Source organism: Promicromonospora sp. NFX87, assembly GCF_048564965.1.
GTDB lineage: Bacteria > Actinomycetota > Actinomycetes > Actinomycetales > Cellulomonadaceae > Promicromonospora.
Genome location: NZ_CP183413.1, coordinates 4,639,177 through 4,654,673, shown reverse-complemented (window position 1 = coordinate 4,654,673; position 15,497 = coordinate 4,639,177). Strand labels below are relative to the sequence as shown.

Below are 15,497 nucleotides of genomic sequence, written 5' to 3'. Positions count from 1 at the left end.
TACGCAACCTGCGCGCCCGGATTCTCACCCTGCGCGCCCGACCTTGGAGATGGGGAAGAATAGGGTCCATGCGCCTGCACATCGCCGCCGACCATGCCGGGTACGACCTCAAGCAGCACCTGGTGCAGCACCTCACCACCGCTGGGCACGAGGTGATCGACCACGGGGCCCACGAGATCGACCCCCTGGACGACTACCCGGCCTTCTGCATCTCCGCCGGCGAGGCCGTCGTCGCGGAGCCGGGCTCGCTCGGCATCGTGATCGGCGGCTCGGGCAACGGGGAGCAGATCGCCGCGAACAAGGTGGCCGGCGTCCGCGCCGTCCTCGCGTGGTCGCTCGAGACCGCCAAGCTGGGCCGCCAGCACAACGACGCCAACGTGATCGCCGTGGGCGGCCGGATGCACTCGGTGGAGGAGGCGACGTCGTTCGTCGAGGCCTTCGTGGCCGAGCCGTTCAGCGGCGACGAGCGGCACCAGCGCCGCATCGACCAGCTCGCCGACTACGAATCAAAGCGTGCCTGAGGGTCACACCGTCCACCGCCTCGCGCGGACGTTCGACTCGCTGTACGCCGGGCAGGTCCTCCGGGTGAGCAGCCCGCAGGGGCGGTTCGCCGACGGCGCCGCCATGCTCTCGGGGCGACACCTCGTGGCGAGCGAGGCCTGGGGCAAGCAGCTGTTCCTGGGGTTCGAGGGTGACCTGTGGCTGCGGACCCACCTCGGGCTGTACGGCGCGTGGACGTTCGCCGGCGCCCCGGACGCACCCGAGGTGGCGCACGCCATCGGCGCGCCGCGCAAGCGCATCGGCGAACGGGAGACCAGCCCGGTGGTCGGGACTGTCGGGACCCCGGTCTCGGCAGGCTCGACCGCCGGAGGGGCCGACGGCGAATGGCTTGCGCCCGAGCCGCGCGGGCAGGTCCGCGTGCGCCTGCTCGGCGAGCACGCCGTCGCCGACCTCACCGGGCCGACGGCGTGCGAGGTGATCACGACCGAGGAGAAGACGGCGGTCGAGGCGCGCCTGGGTCCGGACCCCATCCGGGACGACGGCGACGTCGAAGCCTTTGTCGCGGCGGTCGGCCGGTCCCGGGTCACGATCGGGCAGCAGCTCATGGACCAGGCGGTCGTCGCCGGGGTCGGGAACATCTACCGTGCCGAGGCGCTGTTCCGGGCCGGCGTCGACCCGCTGCGGCCCGGGCGCGACGTGCCCGCCGCGACGGTTCGCGCGATCTGGGACGACCTGGTGACCCTCATGCGCGACGGCGCCGCCCACGGCGCGATCGTCACGACCCGCCCGGCCGACAGGGGGTCTCGACAGGCTCGACCGGCGGGGTCGGCTCGACCGGCGGGGTCGGCTCGACCGGCGGGGTCGGCTCGACCGGCGGGGTCGGCTCGACCGGCGGGGTCGGCTCGACCGGCGGGGTCGGCTCGACCAGCGGGGTCGGCTCGACCAGCGGGGTCGGCTCGACCGGCGGACGGGGCGCGGACCCGGCAGAACACCGACGGTACACCCGGCGCAGTGCCTTCGGACGAGGCGTTCTACGTCTACCACCGGGCCGGCCTGCCGTGCCGGATCTGCGGGACGCCCGTCCTGACGAAGGAGCTGGCCGGCCGCAACCTGTTCTGGTGCCCCACCTGCCAGACCTGACCGGGCACACCAGAGGGGTGGGTCAGAAGACCCAGGAGGACCCGGGCGCGATCGGCCAGCCGAACGCAGCGCTCGCGCGGGCCAGCGCGTTCGCGGGCTGTCCGGGACGCGGGTGGACCGTGACGAGGTCGGCGGCCGCCAGAGCCGCGAGCGACCTGCCGCCGAGATAGGCGGCGCCCAGCTCGCGCACGTCGAGCGACAGGTCCGGGGCCTCGAACTCGGGGTCCACCCGCTCCACCGACGCCTCGCCGAACGCCTCGGCCCGCAGCCGGTAGACGCCCGCGTTGGCGGGCAGCCGCGTGTCGGTCACGGCGAGTATGACGTCGACGTCGGCCGCGTACCGGCGTCCGGCGAGCGCGCCGGCGACGTCGACCAGCCGGACCCAGACGTTGTCCGGCGTGCGCGGGACGGCGGCGCGGAGGTCCACCAGGAGGTGCGTGATGACGTCGTCGACCGGCAGGACGAACGGCGTGACCTCGTTCGTCAGGTCGAGATCGAGCAGCGCACCCCACAGGGCCCGGGCCGCGGCGGCGTCGAGCGCGACGACCTCACCGGCGTGGACCCGCCCGCGCGGCCCCCTGGGCTCCCAGCTCATGGTGCGGCGGAACGTCACGTAGCCGCGTGGCTTGCCGTCGAGCTCGACGACCATGATGCGCCGGGACTCGCGCCCCTCGCGGTGGATCGGGGAGTCGTCCCAGAGGATGGCCTGCAGCTCCTCGGTCTCACGGGTGACCCAGCCCGGCCGGTTGAGCCCCGGTACGCCCGTCGGGGCGGCGCCGGCCGCGCGGTGCAGGCGGTCGACCAGCTCGCCGTGCTTCTCGCGGGTGGCGACCTCGATCCGGATCGTGTGCCGCTCGGCCCCTGGCACGTCTCGCAGGGCCGCGCCGCGGGGGATCTCCAGGCGGAGGTCGTCGGCTGCTCGGCCGTAGCCGAACCGGCCGTAGATCGGCGCCTCGGCGGCGAACAGGGCGCTGAGCGCCTCGCCGCGCTCGACGGAGCGCGCCAGGTGCAGGTCGATCATCGCCGTCAGCAGGCCGCGCCTGCGGTGCTGGGGATGCACGCCCACCCAGGTCAGGCCCGCCGTCGGCAGTTCGGCGCCAGGCACGGGGAACTGCCGGAACGGGTAGGACGCGTGCAGCGCCACCAGGCCGTCGAAGCCCTCGGCCTCGATCGCTATCGCACGTTCCCAGGTCAGCGGTGACGGGGTGGCGTCGATGTCGTCGTGGGCGAGCCCTGACGGGAACGCCCACGTGTCCAGCTCGGTCACGAGCCGCTGGTCGTCCTTGGTCAGCGTGCGCCAGCGATAGCCGGCGGGCAGGGTGATCTGAGGAAGTGCCATGCGTCGATCGTGCCACCAGCGGGCAAGTGGAAAACTGCCCGTCGTGGCCGCCGCTGGTCCGACTGTCGGTGTCCGCGTCTACCATCGCATCCGTGACCGACTCGCCGCCCGGAACCCAGCTCACCGACGTCGAGGAGTACGCCGCCGCGGTGCTCGACGTCGTCCGGCGCATCCCCTCGGGCCGCGCGATGACGTACGGGCTGATCGCCGAGATCGTCGGCGAGGAGCTCGGCCGCGGCGGGCCCCGCCAGGTCGGGAGCGTGCTGGCCGGGTCCGGTGGCCGGTACGCGCACCTCGTGCCCGACGACGATGACCAGGGCGACGACCAGGACGACGACGCACCCGTGCCCGACGGCGACCGGGTGCCGTGGTGGCGCGTCGTCAACGCGGCTGGGTCACCGCCGAAGCATCACCTGACCGAGGCCCTGGACGCGCTGCGCGCGGAGGGCTGCCCGCTGTCCCGCGACGGCCGTCGCGTGAACCTGCGGCGCGCGGTGTGGTTCCCGGAGGACGACTGAGACTGCGGGGGTCCCGACAAGCTCGACCGACGGGGACCCCGCTGGTCGAGCCCGTCGAGACCCCCGCCGCCGTCAGACCTTCTTCGGGGCCACGCGGGAGAGCAGCGCCGACGTCGTCGAGCGCGCCCGTCCGCCGAGCGAGGAGTCCTGCGACGCCGACAGCAGCGCCAGCATCGAGGCCGGGTCGCCCTGGACGAGCATCGTCGTGATCGCCGTGCTCTCCCAGGCCGGCAGCTCGCGCCGGATCTTGTCGATCGGGCCGACCAGCGCGATCTCCTCCACGAGCTGCGTCGGCACGGCCGCGGCCGCCTCCTCCTTGCGCCCGGCGAGATACAGCTCCTGCACCTTGTCGAGCGGCTCCTTGTAGCCGAGCCGGTCGAGCGACTGCTTGTGGAAGTTCGCGTCCTTGGCGCCCATCCCGCCCGCGTACAGGGCGATGTGGGGGCGGATGACGTCGGCGGCGGCCTCGACGTCGTCCCGCACGATGACCGGGACGGTGGCCGCGACCTCGAACCCGTCGGACGCCGAACGCTCCTCAGAGCGGGCGTCGAAACCCTCGGCGAGCAGCGCGCGGAACTCGTCGTCCATGCGGGGCGCGTAGAAGCCGGCCATCCAGCCGTCGGCGATCTCGGCGGCGAGGGCCACGTTCTTGGGGCCCTGCGCGGCCAGGATGATGGGGATCTCCGGGCGGAACGGGTGCACCGTGGGCTTGAGCGCCTTGCCCAGCCCCATCGCCCCGGGCGCCTCGGCGGACAGGGGCAGCTGGTAGAAGGAGCCGTCGTGGGTCACCGGCGCCTCGCGGCGCATCACCTGCCGCACGATGTCGACGTACTCGCGCGTGCGGGCCAGCGGCCGCTTGTACGGCTGGCCGTACCAGCCCTCCACGACCTGCGGCCCGGAGGCACCGAGGCCCAGCACGAACCGGCCCTTGGACAGGTGGTCCATCGTGAGGGCCTGCATGGCGGTCGCCGTCGGCGTGCGGGCCGACAGCTGGGCGATGCCCGTGCCCAGCCGCACGTTCTTGGTGCGGGAGCCCCACCAGGCCAGCGGCGAGAAGGCGTCGGAGCCGTAGGCCTCCGCCGTCCAGACCGAGTCGAGGCCGAGCCTGTCGGCGGCCACGATGAACTGCTGGATGCCCTTCGGGGGCTTGCGGGACCAGTAACCGGTCTGGAATCCGATGCGCATGTGGGGTCACCTCGTCGTGGGAACGTCTTATCTGGGACGGCGCGTCCCAGATACTGCCCACACCCTACCGGTCTACGGTGGAGCCGTGGCCACCTTCGACGACGTCGCCCGGCTCGCCCTCGCGCTCCCCGAGACCGCCGAGGGTCTGAGCTACCGCCACCGCGCCTGGTCCGTCGGGCGCAAGGCGTTCGCATGGGAGCGCCCGTTCAGTAAGGCGGATCTTGAGCGCTTCGGGGACGATCCGGTGCCGGAAGGCCCGATCCTCGGCGTACGGGTCGAGGACCTGGGGGAGAAGGAGGCGATCCTGGCGGAAGGGCGGCCGGGATTCTTTACCATCCAGCACTTCGACGGCTTCGCCGGACTGCTGATTCAGCTCGGCCTTGTGGGCGAGACCGTGCTGCGGGAGACCCTGGTTGACGCCTGGCTCGCCACGGCGCCGCCGCGCCTCGCCGAGCGGCATGCGGATCGCTTGCCCTGACGCCGGCTCCGGCCGGGAGCGAATGGTCGGCACGGGTGGTCGGTAAAACGTCAGGAGATCGGCAGTCCGAGCTGCCGATCTCCTGACGTTTTACCGACCACGCAAGCTGCCGCTTGCCGGCCGCGCCATCGGGCGCAGGTCAGATCGTGTACTCGATGAGCTCCGACGGGTCCTCGTGCCGGGGGCGTTCCGCCACCGGCGCGTTCGGCACCCGGATCCGCGCGGGGATGCCCACGGCGACGGCTCCAGGGGGTACGTCCTTCACGACGACGGCGTTGGCGCCGATCTGCACGTCGTCGCCGACCCACACGGGGCCGAGCACCTTCGCGCCGGCGCCGACGGTCACGCGGTCGCCGAGCGTCGGGTGCCGCTTGCCGCGGTTGAGCGACCGGCCGCCCAGGGTGACGCCGTGATAGAGCATGACGTCGTCGCCCACGACGGCGGTCTCACCGATGACCACACCCATGCCGTGGTCGATGAAGAGGCGCTGCCCCAGCCGGGCGCCGGGGTGGATCTCGATCCCGGTCGCCGCCCGCGCGAGCTGCGAGAGCAGCCGCGCGGGCAGGCGAAGGGACGGCGCCCGCCACATGCGGTGCGCCGCGCGGTAGGCCCAGAGGGCGTGCACGCCCGGGTAGGCGAGCGCGACCTCCAGGTTCGACCGCGCGGCCGGGTCGTGGGCGCGCGCGGCGGCCAGGTCCTCGGCAAGAACCCGGAACAGCCCGCGCGCCCGCGCCATCAGTCGACCAGACCCTCGAAGAGCGGGGTCGAGAGGTAACGCTCGCCGAAGTCCGGCACGATCACGACGATCGTCTTGCCGGCGTTCTCCGGGCGCTTCGCGACCTGGAGGGCCGCGGAGAGCGCGGCACCGGAGGAGGTGCCGACCAGCAGGCCCTCCTCCTGCGCCGAGCGGCGCGCGGTCTCGATGGCGGTGGCGAGGTTGATGTCGATGACCTCGTCGTACACCTTGGTGTCGAGGATCTCCGGCACGAAGTTGGCGCCGATGCCCTGGATCTTGTGCGGGCCCGGGGCGCCGCCGTTGAGGATGGGCGACTCCTCGGGCTCCACCGCGACGACCTTGATGTCGGGGTTGCGGTCCTTGAGCACCTGGCCCACACCGGTGATGGTGCCGCCCGTGCCGATACCGGCGACCAGGATGTCGACGTTCCCGTCGGTGTCGGCCCAGATCTCCTCGGCGGTGGTCTCGCGGTGGATCTTCGGGTTGGCCTCGTTGGCGAACTGGCGGGCCAGGATGGCGCCCGGGCGCTCCTGCGCGATCCGCTCGGCCGCGGCGACGGCGCCCTTCATGCCCTCGGCGCCCGGCGTGAGCACCAGCTCGGCGCCGTAGGCACGCAGCAGCGCGCGGCGCTCCTTGGACATGGTCTCCGGCATGGCCAGGACCACCTTGTAACCACGAGCCGCGCCGACCCAGGCCAGGGCGATACCGGTGTTGCCGGAGGTGCCCTCGACGATCGTGCCGCCCTCCTTGAGCTCACCGGACGCCTCGGCGGCGTCGATGATGGACACGCCGATGCGGTCCTTCACGGAGTTGGCCGGGTTGTAGAACTCGAGCTTGGCGAGAACCGTCGCCTCGAGACCCTCGGTCAAGCGGTTGAGCTTGACGAGCGGGGTGTTGCCGATGAGCTTGGTCGCGTCGTCATAGATGCGGGCCATGTGTTCTTCCTTCACTGTGTGGCGGGTCTGGCTGGAGTCGTGCATGTCCGACGTCGGCGCCCGGGTCGTGCGGATGCGTGCCTCGGGACTGGCGTGGAGCGTCTGGGGCTTGGGTGGGACCGGAGCATCGCGCCCGCGCCTGGGCCACGCTCGGCTGAGCCGGTGTGGTCGGGCGTGAGACGGACGCTCTACAGACAGCCTCGGGGGCAGCAGTCGGACACGCACATGGAGCGCGCGGCGGCGGTGCGGGTCGGGGTGAGGGCCGAGGTGGGGAGTGCGGAGCGCACGGTGCTCAAGACGTCCTCCCTGCGTGGGCGGCCGGACGGCCGCGCGGCTGCGTGTTCCGTGGCGAGCCACCGGCCCGCCTGGAGCAGATTACGCGGGCAGGGACTGTGAGACAAGATCTGTCTCAGGTATCGATCACGCCTATGCGTTCAGGGCCGTCCAGGGTGCTCCTGGGGCGGCGTCCTGAGGTCCGAGGTACATCAGGAACGACGTCGGCCCCGGTCCGCTGGGGGACCGGGGCCGACTGCTGGCTCAAGAGGTGCTGCTGTCTCCTGCTCTGCCGCGGTCAGGCGGCGAACTGACCGAGGCGGCAGGCGGCGGCCGCCGTCGTCGCGACCTTTGTCGTGACGGCCGACCCGGACTCGGCCTCAGCAGTGGCCGCACCGCCACCGATGTTGATGTCCGAGCACAGGTAGTACGGCTGGTCGAGGTGGGAGGCCTGCCAGATCGTGTACAGGACGGCCCGGCCGCTACGGCCGGACAGGTCGACGTCGGTCTCGTACGTGCCCTGCGACGGGTACCTGCCGGTCTCCTTGACCAGCTGGACGTCGTCCCAGCCGAGCGCCTCCGTCGTCGGGTCGAAACCGGGCTCCGAGACGTAGATGCGCAGGTAGTCGGCGCCGTGCCGGGCCTGGTCGGTCAGGGTGAGGTGGAACTGCTGCGGGACGTCCTTGGCGACCCACTCGCCGGGGGTGTCCATGTAGTCGTACCGCGGCGACTGGGTGCGGCCGCCCGAGCAGAGCTGCCCGTTCGGGATGACCGCCTCGTGGTTGCCGCCCACGTTCTCCCGGTAGAGGCCGTTCCAGTTCCACATGGCGTTGGGGTCGTGCTGCCAGGCACCCCAGCACATCGGGTCGATGTCGGCCATCTCCGGGTTGAGGTGGTCGCTGCCCCAGCGCTCGAGACACCCGTAGTTGCGCGTGGGCGGGTCGGTCACCGAACCGTGGGCGGCCGCCGGCGCCGCTGTGATGGTGTCTGCGGTGACCGTGGCCAGGAAGGCGAACGGAGCGACCAGCGCCGCGGTGACGGCGAGCGTGAGACTGCGCTTGTGCGCACGGATGGACATGGTTCCTCCAGGTGCTCGGGCGGGTGCGCCTGGCGGGGCCCGCCACGGCGCGGTGCAGAAACCGCTCTGCAGAAACACTGTGCGGACGCCGAGCGGGCGAAAACCACCCGCTGAAACGTTTAGAGTTCGGCCACGACCAGGAAGGAACGGCGTCTTGAACCAGCCCCAGATCCAGCCCGAGGTCCGTGAGGCCTCCGCTGCCGACGACGCCGTCGTGCTCCAGCTCATGACGGAGTACATGGCGTGGGCGCTCGCCACGTTCGAGGAGACCTACGGCTTCGCGATGGGCGGCGACGCGCGACACACGCCCGCGGCGCTCGACAAGTTCCGCAGGCCGTCCGGCGTGATCGCGCTCGCGCACGTCGACGGCGCACCGGCGGGCGTCGCGGCCCTGCGCGTGCAGGACGACGGCGCCGTCGAGATCAAGCGGATGTTCGTGCGTCCGGCGCACCGGGGCGCCCACGTGGGCTCGGCGATGCTGGACTGGCTCCTGGACCTCACCCGCGGCGAGCTGCGGGCGTCGACCGTCCGGCTGGACAGCAACCGCTTCATGCACGGGGCCCACCGGCTCTACGAGTCGCGCGGGTTCGTGGAGCGTCCGCCCTACGAGGGCTCCGAGATCCCGGCCGAGCTGCAGCATCTCTGGCGGTTCTACGAGCGGACCATGGATCACTGAGCCCTGGCTGGCAGGCAGAACTGTGCTTAAGGTCGAGCAGACCGAGTGCCTTGGAGGTTTGCATGGCTGTCAACGACACGCCCGACGTCGTCCCGCCCACCGTCCCGCCCGTCATACAGGAGTTCGTCGACGCCACGAACGCGGCCGACACCGAACGATTCGTGGACACCTTCACGGACGACGCCCACCTGAACGACTGGGGGCGTGAGTTTCACGGACCCGACGGCGTCCGGAGCTGGAACGAGACCGACAACATCGGGATGCAGAGCCAGTTCGAGCTGATCTCGGTCGTGCCTGGGTCCGCGGACGGCGAGTACACGGCGAACATCATGGTGACGAGCAACCGGTTCAACGGGACCGGGCCGTTCAAGTTCAAGCTGCGCGACGGGAAGATCGCGAGCCTGGTGCTCAGCTGACGCCGGTCTCGGCGCGCATCCAGTCGAGGTAGTCCGGAGTGCCGGCCAGGATCGGAAGGCAGATGATCTCGGGCACCTCGTACGCGTGGTTGTCGCGGATGTGCTGGGCGAGGGACTCGAACAGCTCGGTCCGGGTCTTGAACACGACCCGCCACTCGTACGTGTCCTGGATCTCGCCGTCCCACCAGAACGTGCTCCCGATCGGACCTTCGACCTGCGCGCACGGGGCCAGCCGCGCCTCGACGACGGACCGGCCGAGGGCCACGGCCTCGGCCCGCAGGGTGCAGGTGGTCATGACCTGGCAGAACTCGTAGGCGCTCACGGCGTCGGCGGGCATGGCCGAAAGGCTACGGGACGCGTGGGTGAGCGTTACACGCCGTCGGTGCGAGCGGCGGCGGCGTCCGTGCTCCGGAACGTCCGCACGTGCCACCAGATCACCAGCGGCACGACGAACAGCTCCAGGACCAGCGCCCCGATGAACGCCGGGTGCGGCCAGCCCGTCACCGCTATGGAGATGAGCCGTGGGATGGCCCCGAGCGATGCGATCGCGAGGATCACGCGGGTCACGGCAGCGCGCTCCTGGGGACGGCGCAGGCTCCACCAGATGAGCAGCCCGGCGGCGAGCCAGAACACGTTGGTGAACCGGTACTCGCCGTCGACGGTGGCGTTCACCGCTTCGCCGTCGGGCAGGGCCGCAGGTCCGCCCACGATGCCGAGCAGTCCGCTGAGCACGGGAACGACGCCGAGCACGGCGATGACCACGATCAGTGTCCGGCGACCCATATGGGCAGTCTGGCACGGGCGCGCGACCTGTCGCCGGGACTCACCACATCGCCACCTCCGCCCCGAGCTCCAGCCCGTCGTCGGTGGTGCGCGCCGACGAGATCTCCACCTGCGGCAGCTCCTGACCCTCCGGGAACGCCACGCCCTCGACCAGCCGGTCCAGCTGGTCGTTGCCGAGCTGCTCCGCGAGCGTGGCCACCGGCATGCTGAGCCCGGCGAGCCGGACCGTGTCCGCGCGGAGCACCGCCTGGCCGCCCTCTGCGACCACGGAGAGGAGCACGTCGACCGTCTGCTCGCTGCCCGCGATGGAGAGCGGCAGCCGTGCGACGAGGTTCCCTTCCTCCGACGCGACCTGGAGCTCCGGCAGGTCGGTCGCGGTGCGCGCCGTGTCGGTGAGGGCCTCGGGGGAGACCCGCACCGACACGGTGGCCTCACCGGTCGCGACCTGCCAGAGCGCAGGGGTGTCGTCCCGTGCGACGGTGACGCCCGCGGGCAGGTGCGCCTCGGCGCTCGCGATCCGGTCGTCGATGATGCCGCGCAGGACGAACTCTCCGGCCACCCCGAGCACCGCCAGCCCGCCGACCACCGAGAGGGTGGCGATGATCCAGCGATGGCGAGGGCGGTACGAGGAGGTTTGTGTCATAGGAACCATTTGACCGCACCGACATGACGATCCGCTGGGCATGCTGTGATGGACCGGGGCTAGCCGGCGGCCTATCGCCCGCTCATGCGGTACGCCCCGGCCCACGCCCTGGCGTCCAGCTCGCGAGGCAGCGCGTTCGGGCCGACGCCGTGCTCGCGCGCCCACCGCCGCACGTCGTCCCGGGCGATGCCCTGCCGCACGAGGATCTCGTGCAGCCCGCGACCACGTCCGTTGAACACCGCCGCCGTGAATCGCTGGTAGCCGCGCTGTTCGCGCACGGGCAGCAGCGGTTCCGTACGGCGGTCGATGACAAGGAGGCCGGCGTCCACGCTCGGCCGGGGCCGGAACGCCCCGGCGGGGATGCGGCGGTCCAGGCGGGGCGAGAACCAGGGCCACCACTGGACGGTCAGGAGGGTGGTGCCGCCGACGGCGGCGCGCTTGCGCGCGACCTCCCACTGCGTGATCAGCACGGCGCGCTGCCAGCCGGTCAGCGTGAACAGGCGCCGCAGCACCGGTGTGGTCAGGTGGAACGGCACGTTGCACACGAGGTCGTAGGGGTCCGACGGCGGTGCGTGGCGCAGGATGTCGTCCCGCGTCACCGTGACGTTGCCGGGGGCCACCCGGCTGAGGCGCCCGGTCGAGCGCGGGTCGATCTCCACCGCCTCGAGCGGGCGGCCCAGACGCGCCAGCGGCAGGGTGAGCGCCCCGCGACCGGCCGCCCACTCGACCACCGGCCGGTCGGCGTCGGGGACGAGGTCGACGACGCGGCGGATGACCTGCGTGTCGACCAGGAGGTTCTGGCCCAGCTCGTGGGCGCCGCCCGGCAGGTCGTGGAGGGCCTCGGAGTTTCTGACAGAGGTACGTGAGGAACGGTTGCGCGACATGGTGTGCTCCGGAAGTCGTCGGTACTCGAGTTCCGGGCAGCACGAACGCGCCGCCCGGCGGGAGCCGGCGGCGCGGGGCACGCGCTGGGTGTGAGAGTGCGTTCCGCGCCGCTAGCGGGCGGAACGCTCTCTGATCATCGTGTTCATGGTCATGACGCTCATCGGGGTCGACCCTACGAGCCGCCCTCCGGAGCGGGCCAAGGTTTTTCCGGAGGCTTGACACGGCGAACCCGCGATGGTCGTATGGCGCACTGTTAACGTTCACATTTCTGTGAGGTCACCGTGCAAAGAAGCACCAGTCGTTCCCTTCTGCCCCCACGCCCCGTTGCAGTCGGCGCCGTCGCGGCACTGCTCGGAGGCCTGCTCCCGTTCCTGCCGGCGAGCGCCGCCGTGCCCGCTACGGCCACCACGACGACGTCGTCGGTGACCGCTGCCGACGCGGACGCCCAGGCCGATGCCGACGCCGCGGCCGCCGCGCTGAGCATCGTGCACGCCGACGACGTGCGCGGGCACCTCACGCTCCCGTCGTCCGGCCTGCACGGCGCGACGGTCACCTGGGCGTCGTCCGACCCGGCCGTCGTCGCCACCGACGGCCTGGTCGACCGCCCCGCGCACGGCGCGGGGGACACCACGGTGACCCTGACCGCGACCGCCGCCGTCGGCGATGCCACCGCCGCGCGCGAGATCCCCCTCACCGTGCGGGAGCAGCCGGCCGCCGCGGCGTACGAGGGCTACGCCTTCAGCTACTTCACCGGCAACTCGATAGCCGGCGAGAAGATCTACTTCGCCGCCAGCCGGGGCAACAACGCCCTGAAGTGGGACGAGCTGAACGAGGGGCAGCCCACGCTCGAGTCGACCATGGGCGAGATGGGCCTGCGCGACCCGTTCCTGATCCGTTCCCCCGAGGGCGACCGCTTCTTCCTGATCGCCACGGACCTCTCGATCGGCCGCAACGGCGACTGGGACCGCTCGCAGCGACAGGGCAGCAAGTACCTCGAGGTCTGGGAGTCGACCGACCTGATCAACTGGTCGGCGCAGCGGCACATCAAGGTCTCGCCCGACACCGCGGGCAACACCTGGGCGCCGGAGGCGTACTGGGACGAGTCGCTCCAGCAGTACGTCGTGTTCTGGGCCTCCAAGCTGTACGCCGAGGACGACCCGGACCACACCGGGAACGCGTACAACCGCATGCTCTACGCGACGACGCGTGACTTCGTGACGTTCAGCGAGGCCAAGATCTGGCAGGACCGCGGCGAGTCCCGGATCGACTCGACGGTCATCAAGGAGAACGACACCTACTACCGCTTCACCAAGGACGAGGGCGGGGGCGGCACCGGCTGCTCGGACATCATCCAGGAGAAGTCTCCGTCGCTGACCGCCGTGGACCTGCCGGGCGACCCGTCCTGGGAGTTCATGGACGCTTGCATCGGCCGCGACGCCGGCACCTCCGCCGTCGAAGGACCCACGGTCTTCGAGGCCAACCCGGGCGACACGTCCGGCTCGCCGTACTACCTGTTCGTCGACGAGTACGGCGGCCGCGGCTACATCCCGCTCGGCACCGACGACCTGGAGAACCCGGACTGGCAGGTGGCCGCGAACTACGACCTGCCCGCCAGCCCGCGCCACGGCACGGTCATCCCGGTCACGGCGGCCGAGCTCGCCGCGCTGCGCGAGGGCATAGTGATCCCGGAGGAGCCGACGCCCGTCGTCGCCGACGAGAACGGCCTGGTCGCGCAGTACGACCTCGACGAGACCTTCGGCGCCGTCGCGACGGACAGCACCGGCCACGGGTACGACGGCGTGGTCAGCGGCGACGCGACCTTCGCCGACGGCGCGCTGAACCTCGGCGGCACCAACGGTCACGTGAAGCTGCCGAACGACATGATGGCGGGCCTCGACGCGATCACCGTCTCCACCAAGCTCTGGCTGGACCCTGCCCAGGCGACGCCCTACTTCATCTGGGGCCTCGGCAACACCGACGGCGGGGGTACCGGCAACGGCTACCTCTTCACCACCGGCAACAACTACCGGACCTCGATCGCGTCCGGGAACTGGAGCACCGAGCAGACGGTGGCGGGCGGGCCCGCCCTGCCGCGCGGTGCCTGGAAGACGCTCACGTACACGCTCCAGGACGGCACCGCCGTCCTCTACCTCGACGGCGTCAAGGTCGGCGAGAAGACCGGCGTCACTATTGCGCCCGGCGACATCGGCGACGGCCGCACCACCGCCAACTACATCGGCCGCTCCAACTACACCTCCGACAAGTACCTCAAGGGCAAGGTGCGCGACTTCCGCATCTACAACCGGGCGCTGACGGCGGACGAGGTCCAGGAGCTCGGCGCGGACCCGACGGCCATCACCGACGTCGAGCTCGACAGCCTCAAGATCCCGGCCGTGATCGACTCGGCCTCCTCGACGGTGACCCTGCCGGTCACGCCCGGCACGGACCGGACGGCGCTGGAGCCGGCCTTCGAGACCGTGTCGACGTCGACCGTCTCGCCGGACGTCACCGGTCCGGTGGACCTCTCGACGGCGAGGACGTTCACGGTGACCGCGCAGGACGGCACCACCCGCGACTGGACGGTGCGCGCCGTCGAGATGCGGTCGCCGGTGCTGCCGGGCCTCTACGCCGACCCGAACATCGCGAAGTTCGGCGACTACTACTACCTCTACGCGACCACCGACGGCGTCGCCGGCTGGGGCGGCAAGGACTTCTACGTCTGGAAGTCGAAGGACCTGGCCGACTGGGAACGCTCGGCCGAGCCGTTCCTGACCCTGGACGGCGAGAACGGCGACGTGCCGTGGGCGAGCGGCAACGCCTGGGCGCCGACGATCATCGAACGGGACGGGAAGTACTACTTCTACTTCTCGGGCCACAACCCGACCTACAACCGCAAGACGCTCGGCGTCGCCGTGGCCGACAGCCCCGAGGGCCCGTTCACCGCGCAGCGAGAAGCGATGGTCCTGAACAACGAGGCGATCACGTCGGGTCAGGCGATCGACCCGTCGGCGTTCCAGGATCCTGAGACCGGCAAGTACTACCTGTTCTGGGGCAACGGCGGGCCGTCCAACGGCCCGGTCTACGCCGAGCTGAGCGACGACATGCTGTCGATCAAGCAGGACACGCTCAAGCGGATCTCGGGCCTCGACGACTTCCGTGAGGGCACGTTCCTCAACTACCGCGACGGTCTCTACCACCTGACCTACTCGATCGACGACACCGGTTCTGCCGACTACCGGGTCGGCTACGCCACGGCCACCAGCGTCGACGGGCCGTGGACCTACCGCGGCGTCATCCTCGAGAAGGACCAGAGCCAGGGCATCCTCGGGACCGGGCACAGCTCGATAGTGCAGGTGCCGGGCACCGACGAGTGGTACATCGCCTACCACCGGTTCGGCATGCCGGGCGGTGACGGGACGCACCGGGAGACCACCATCGACCGGCTGACGTTCGACGACGACGGCCTCATGGAGAAGGTGGTGCCGACGCTCACGAGCGTCGACCCGCTGCCCTACGACGGCGTCCAGCCGGACGCGCTGCGTTCGCCGAAGGTCCAGGGCAAGGCCGTCGACGGCGCGAAGCTCACCGCAACGCCTGGCACGTGGAGCAAGGACGGCCTGACGTTCACGTACCAGTGGCTGCGGGACGGCGAGCCGGTGGCCGGCGCGACCCGCAAGACCCTGTGGCTGACGTCCGCCGACATCGGGCACCGCATGTCGGTACGGGTGACGGCGTCGCAGCCGGGGGCGTTCCCGGGCGAGGCGGTCTCCACGCAGACGGCCAGGGTCCAGGCAAGGAGCTAAGGCTCCCGTTGGTCGAGCTTGTCGAGACCCGCCGCCCGTTGGTCGAGCTTGTCGAGACCTCACCAGGTTTCGACAAGCTCGACCAACGGGGAGGTCGGCGCGACCACC

At 71.3% G+C, this 15,497-nt stretch carries 16 protein-coding genes; 7 read left to right on the top strand and 9 right to left on the bottom strand.

Going from position 1 to position 15,497, the window contains the following annotated elements:
* Positions 1-68: 68 nt before the first annotated feature.
* A complete protein-coding gene (locus tag ACNYC2_RS20880) occupies positions 69-521 on the top strand; it encodes a ribose-5-phosphate isomerase (protein WP_419703638.1) in 453 nt (150 codons plus the stop codon).
* The gene (locus tag ACNYC2_RS20875; RefSeq protein ID WP_419703637.1) at positions 514-1,641 is read left to right on the top strand and encodes a DNA-formamidopyrimidine glycosylase family protein; all 1,128 of its coding nucleotides are present in this window, start codon (positions 514-516) and stop codon (positions 1,639-1,641) included. Before ACNYC2_RS20880 ends, ACNYC2_RS20875 begins: the two co-directional genes overlap by 8 nt.
* Before the next feature lie 22 nt (positions 1,642-1,663).
* On the opposite strand, the gene ACNYC2_RS20870 is transcribed toward ACNYC2_RS20875, so the two are convergent.
* Entirely contained in the window at positions 1,664-2,980 is a 1,317-nt protein-coding gene (locus ACNYC2_RS20870; RefSeq protein WP_419703636.1) for a GNAT family N-acetyltransferase, read from the bottom strand.
* Between the two features lie 92 nt (positions 2,981-3,072).
* On the opposite strand from ACNYC2_RS20870, the gene ACNYC2_RS20865 reads away from it, so the two are divergent.
* Positions 3,073-3,498: an MGMT family protein gene (locus tag ACNYC2_RS20865; RefSeq protein WP_419703635.1), complete on the top strand. Its 426-nt coding sequence runs from the start codon at positions 3,073-3,075 to the stop codon at positions 3,496-3,498.
* A gap of 72 nt (positions 3,499-3,570) precedes the next feature.
* Here ACNYC2_RS20865 and ACNYC2_RS20860 read toward each other — a convergent pair whose 3' ends face one another.
* On the bottom strand, positions 3,571-4,683 hold the full coding sequence (locus ACNYC2_RS20860; RefSeq protein ID WP_419703634.1) for an LLM class F420-dependent oxidoreductase: 1,113 nt from the start codon (positions 4,681-4,683) through the stop codon (positions 3,571-3,573).
* Positions 4,684-4,768: 85 nt separating this feature from the next.
* Here ACNYC2_RS20860 and ACNYC2_RS20855 point away from each other — a divergent pair, with 85 nt between their 5' ends.
* Positions 4,769-5,161 (top strand): MmcQ/YjbR family DNA-binding protein, encoded by a 393-nt coding sequence (locus ACNYC2_RS20855; RefSeq protein WP_419703633.1) that lies wholly within the window; start codon positions 4,769-4,771, stop codon positions 5,159-5,161.
* A gap of 139 nt (positions 5,162-5,300) precedes the next feature.
* On the opposite strand, the gene epsC is transcribed toward ACNYC2_RS20855, so the two are convergent.
* From epsC to ACNYC2_RS20840, 3 genes are all read right to left on the bottom strand, one after another.
* Positions 5,301-5,897, bottom strand: coding sequence for a serine O-acetyltransferase EpsC (gene epsC / locus ACNYC2_RS20850; protein ID WP_419703632.1), 597 nt, complete (start codon positions 5,895-5,897; stop codon positions 5,301-5,303).
* Positions 5,897-6,832: a cysteine synthase A gene (cysK, locus tag ACNYC2_RS20845; RefSeq protein ID WP_419703631.1), complete on the bottom strand. Its 936-nt coding sequence runs from the start codon at positions 6,830-6,832 to the stop codon at positions 5,897-5,899. Before cysK ends, epsC begins: the two co-directional genes overlap by 1 nt.
* Positions 6,833-7,403: 571 nt before the next feature.
* On the bottom strand, positions 7,404-8,183 hold the full coding sequence (locus ACNYC2_RS20840) for a lytic polysaccharide monooxygenase auxiliary activity family 9 protein (protein WP_419703630.1): 780 nt from the start codon (positions 8,181-8,183) through the stop codon (positions 7,404-7,406).
* 154 nt (positions 8,184-8,337) lie between these two features.
* On the opposite strand from ACNYC2_RS20840, the gene ACNYC2_RS20835 reads away from it, so the two are divergent.
* Entirely contained in the window at positions 8,338-8,859 is a 522-nt protein-coding gene (locus tag ACNYC2_RS20835) for a GNAT family N-acetyltransferase (RefSeq protein ID WP_419703629.1), read from the top strand.
* A 62-nt stretch (positions 8,860-8,921) separates the two neighbouring features.
* Complete coding sequence (locus tag ACNYC2_RS20830; protein ID WP_419703628.1) at positions 8,922-9,275, top strand: nuclear transport factor 2 family protein; 354 nt, start codon at positions 8,922-8,924, stop codon at positions 9,273-9,275.
* On the opposite strand, the gene cutA is transcribed toward ACNYC2_RS20830, so the two are convergent.
* The 4 genes from cutA to erm form a co-directional block, all read right to left on the bottom strand.
* Positions 9,268-9,612: a divalent-cation tolerance protein CutA gene (cutA, locus tag ACNYC2_RS20825; protein WP_419703627.1), complete on the bottom strand. Its 345-nt coding sequence runs from the start codon at positions 9,610-9,612 to the stop codon at positions 9,268-9,270. The two genes, ACNYC2_RS20830 and cutA, sit on opposite strands and share 8 nt — an antisense overlap.
* A 32-nt stretch (positions 9,613-9,644) precedes the next feature.
* Positions 9,645-10,058, bottom strand: coding sequence for a DUF4345 domain-containing protein (locus tag ACNYC2_RS20820; protein ID WP_419703626.1), 414 nt, complete (start codon positions 10,056-10,058; stop codon positions 9,645-9,647).
* 40 nt (positions 10,059-10,098) lie between these two features.
* Entirely contained in the window at positions 10,099-10,701 is a 603-nt protein-coding gene (locus ACNYC2_RS20815; RefSeq protein ID WP_419703625.1) for a hypothetical protein, read from the bottom strand.
* A gap of 71 nt (positions 10,702-10,772) precedes the next feature.
* On the bottom strand, positions 10,773-11,585 hold the full coding sequence (erm, locus tag ACNYC2_RS20810; RefSeq protein WP_419703624.1) for a 23S ribosomal RNA methyltransferase Erm: 813 nt from the start codon (positions 11,583-11,585) through the stop codon (positions 10,773-10,775).
* Positions 11,586-11,975: 390 nt separating this feature from the next.
* Here erm and ACNYC2_RS20805 point away from each other — a divergent pair, with 390 nt between their 5' ends.
* Complete coding sequence (locus ACNYC2_RS20805) at positions 11,976-15,389, top strand: family 43 glycosylhydrolase (RefSeq protein ID WP_419703623.1); 3,414 nt, start codon at positions 11,976-11,978, stop codon at positions 15,387-15,389.
* Positions 15,390-15,497: the final 108 nt, after the last annotated feature.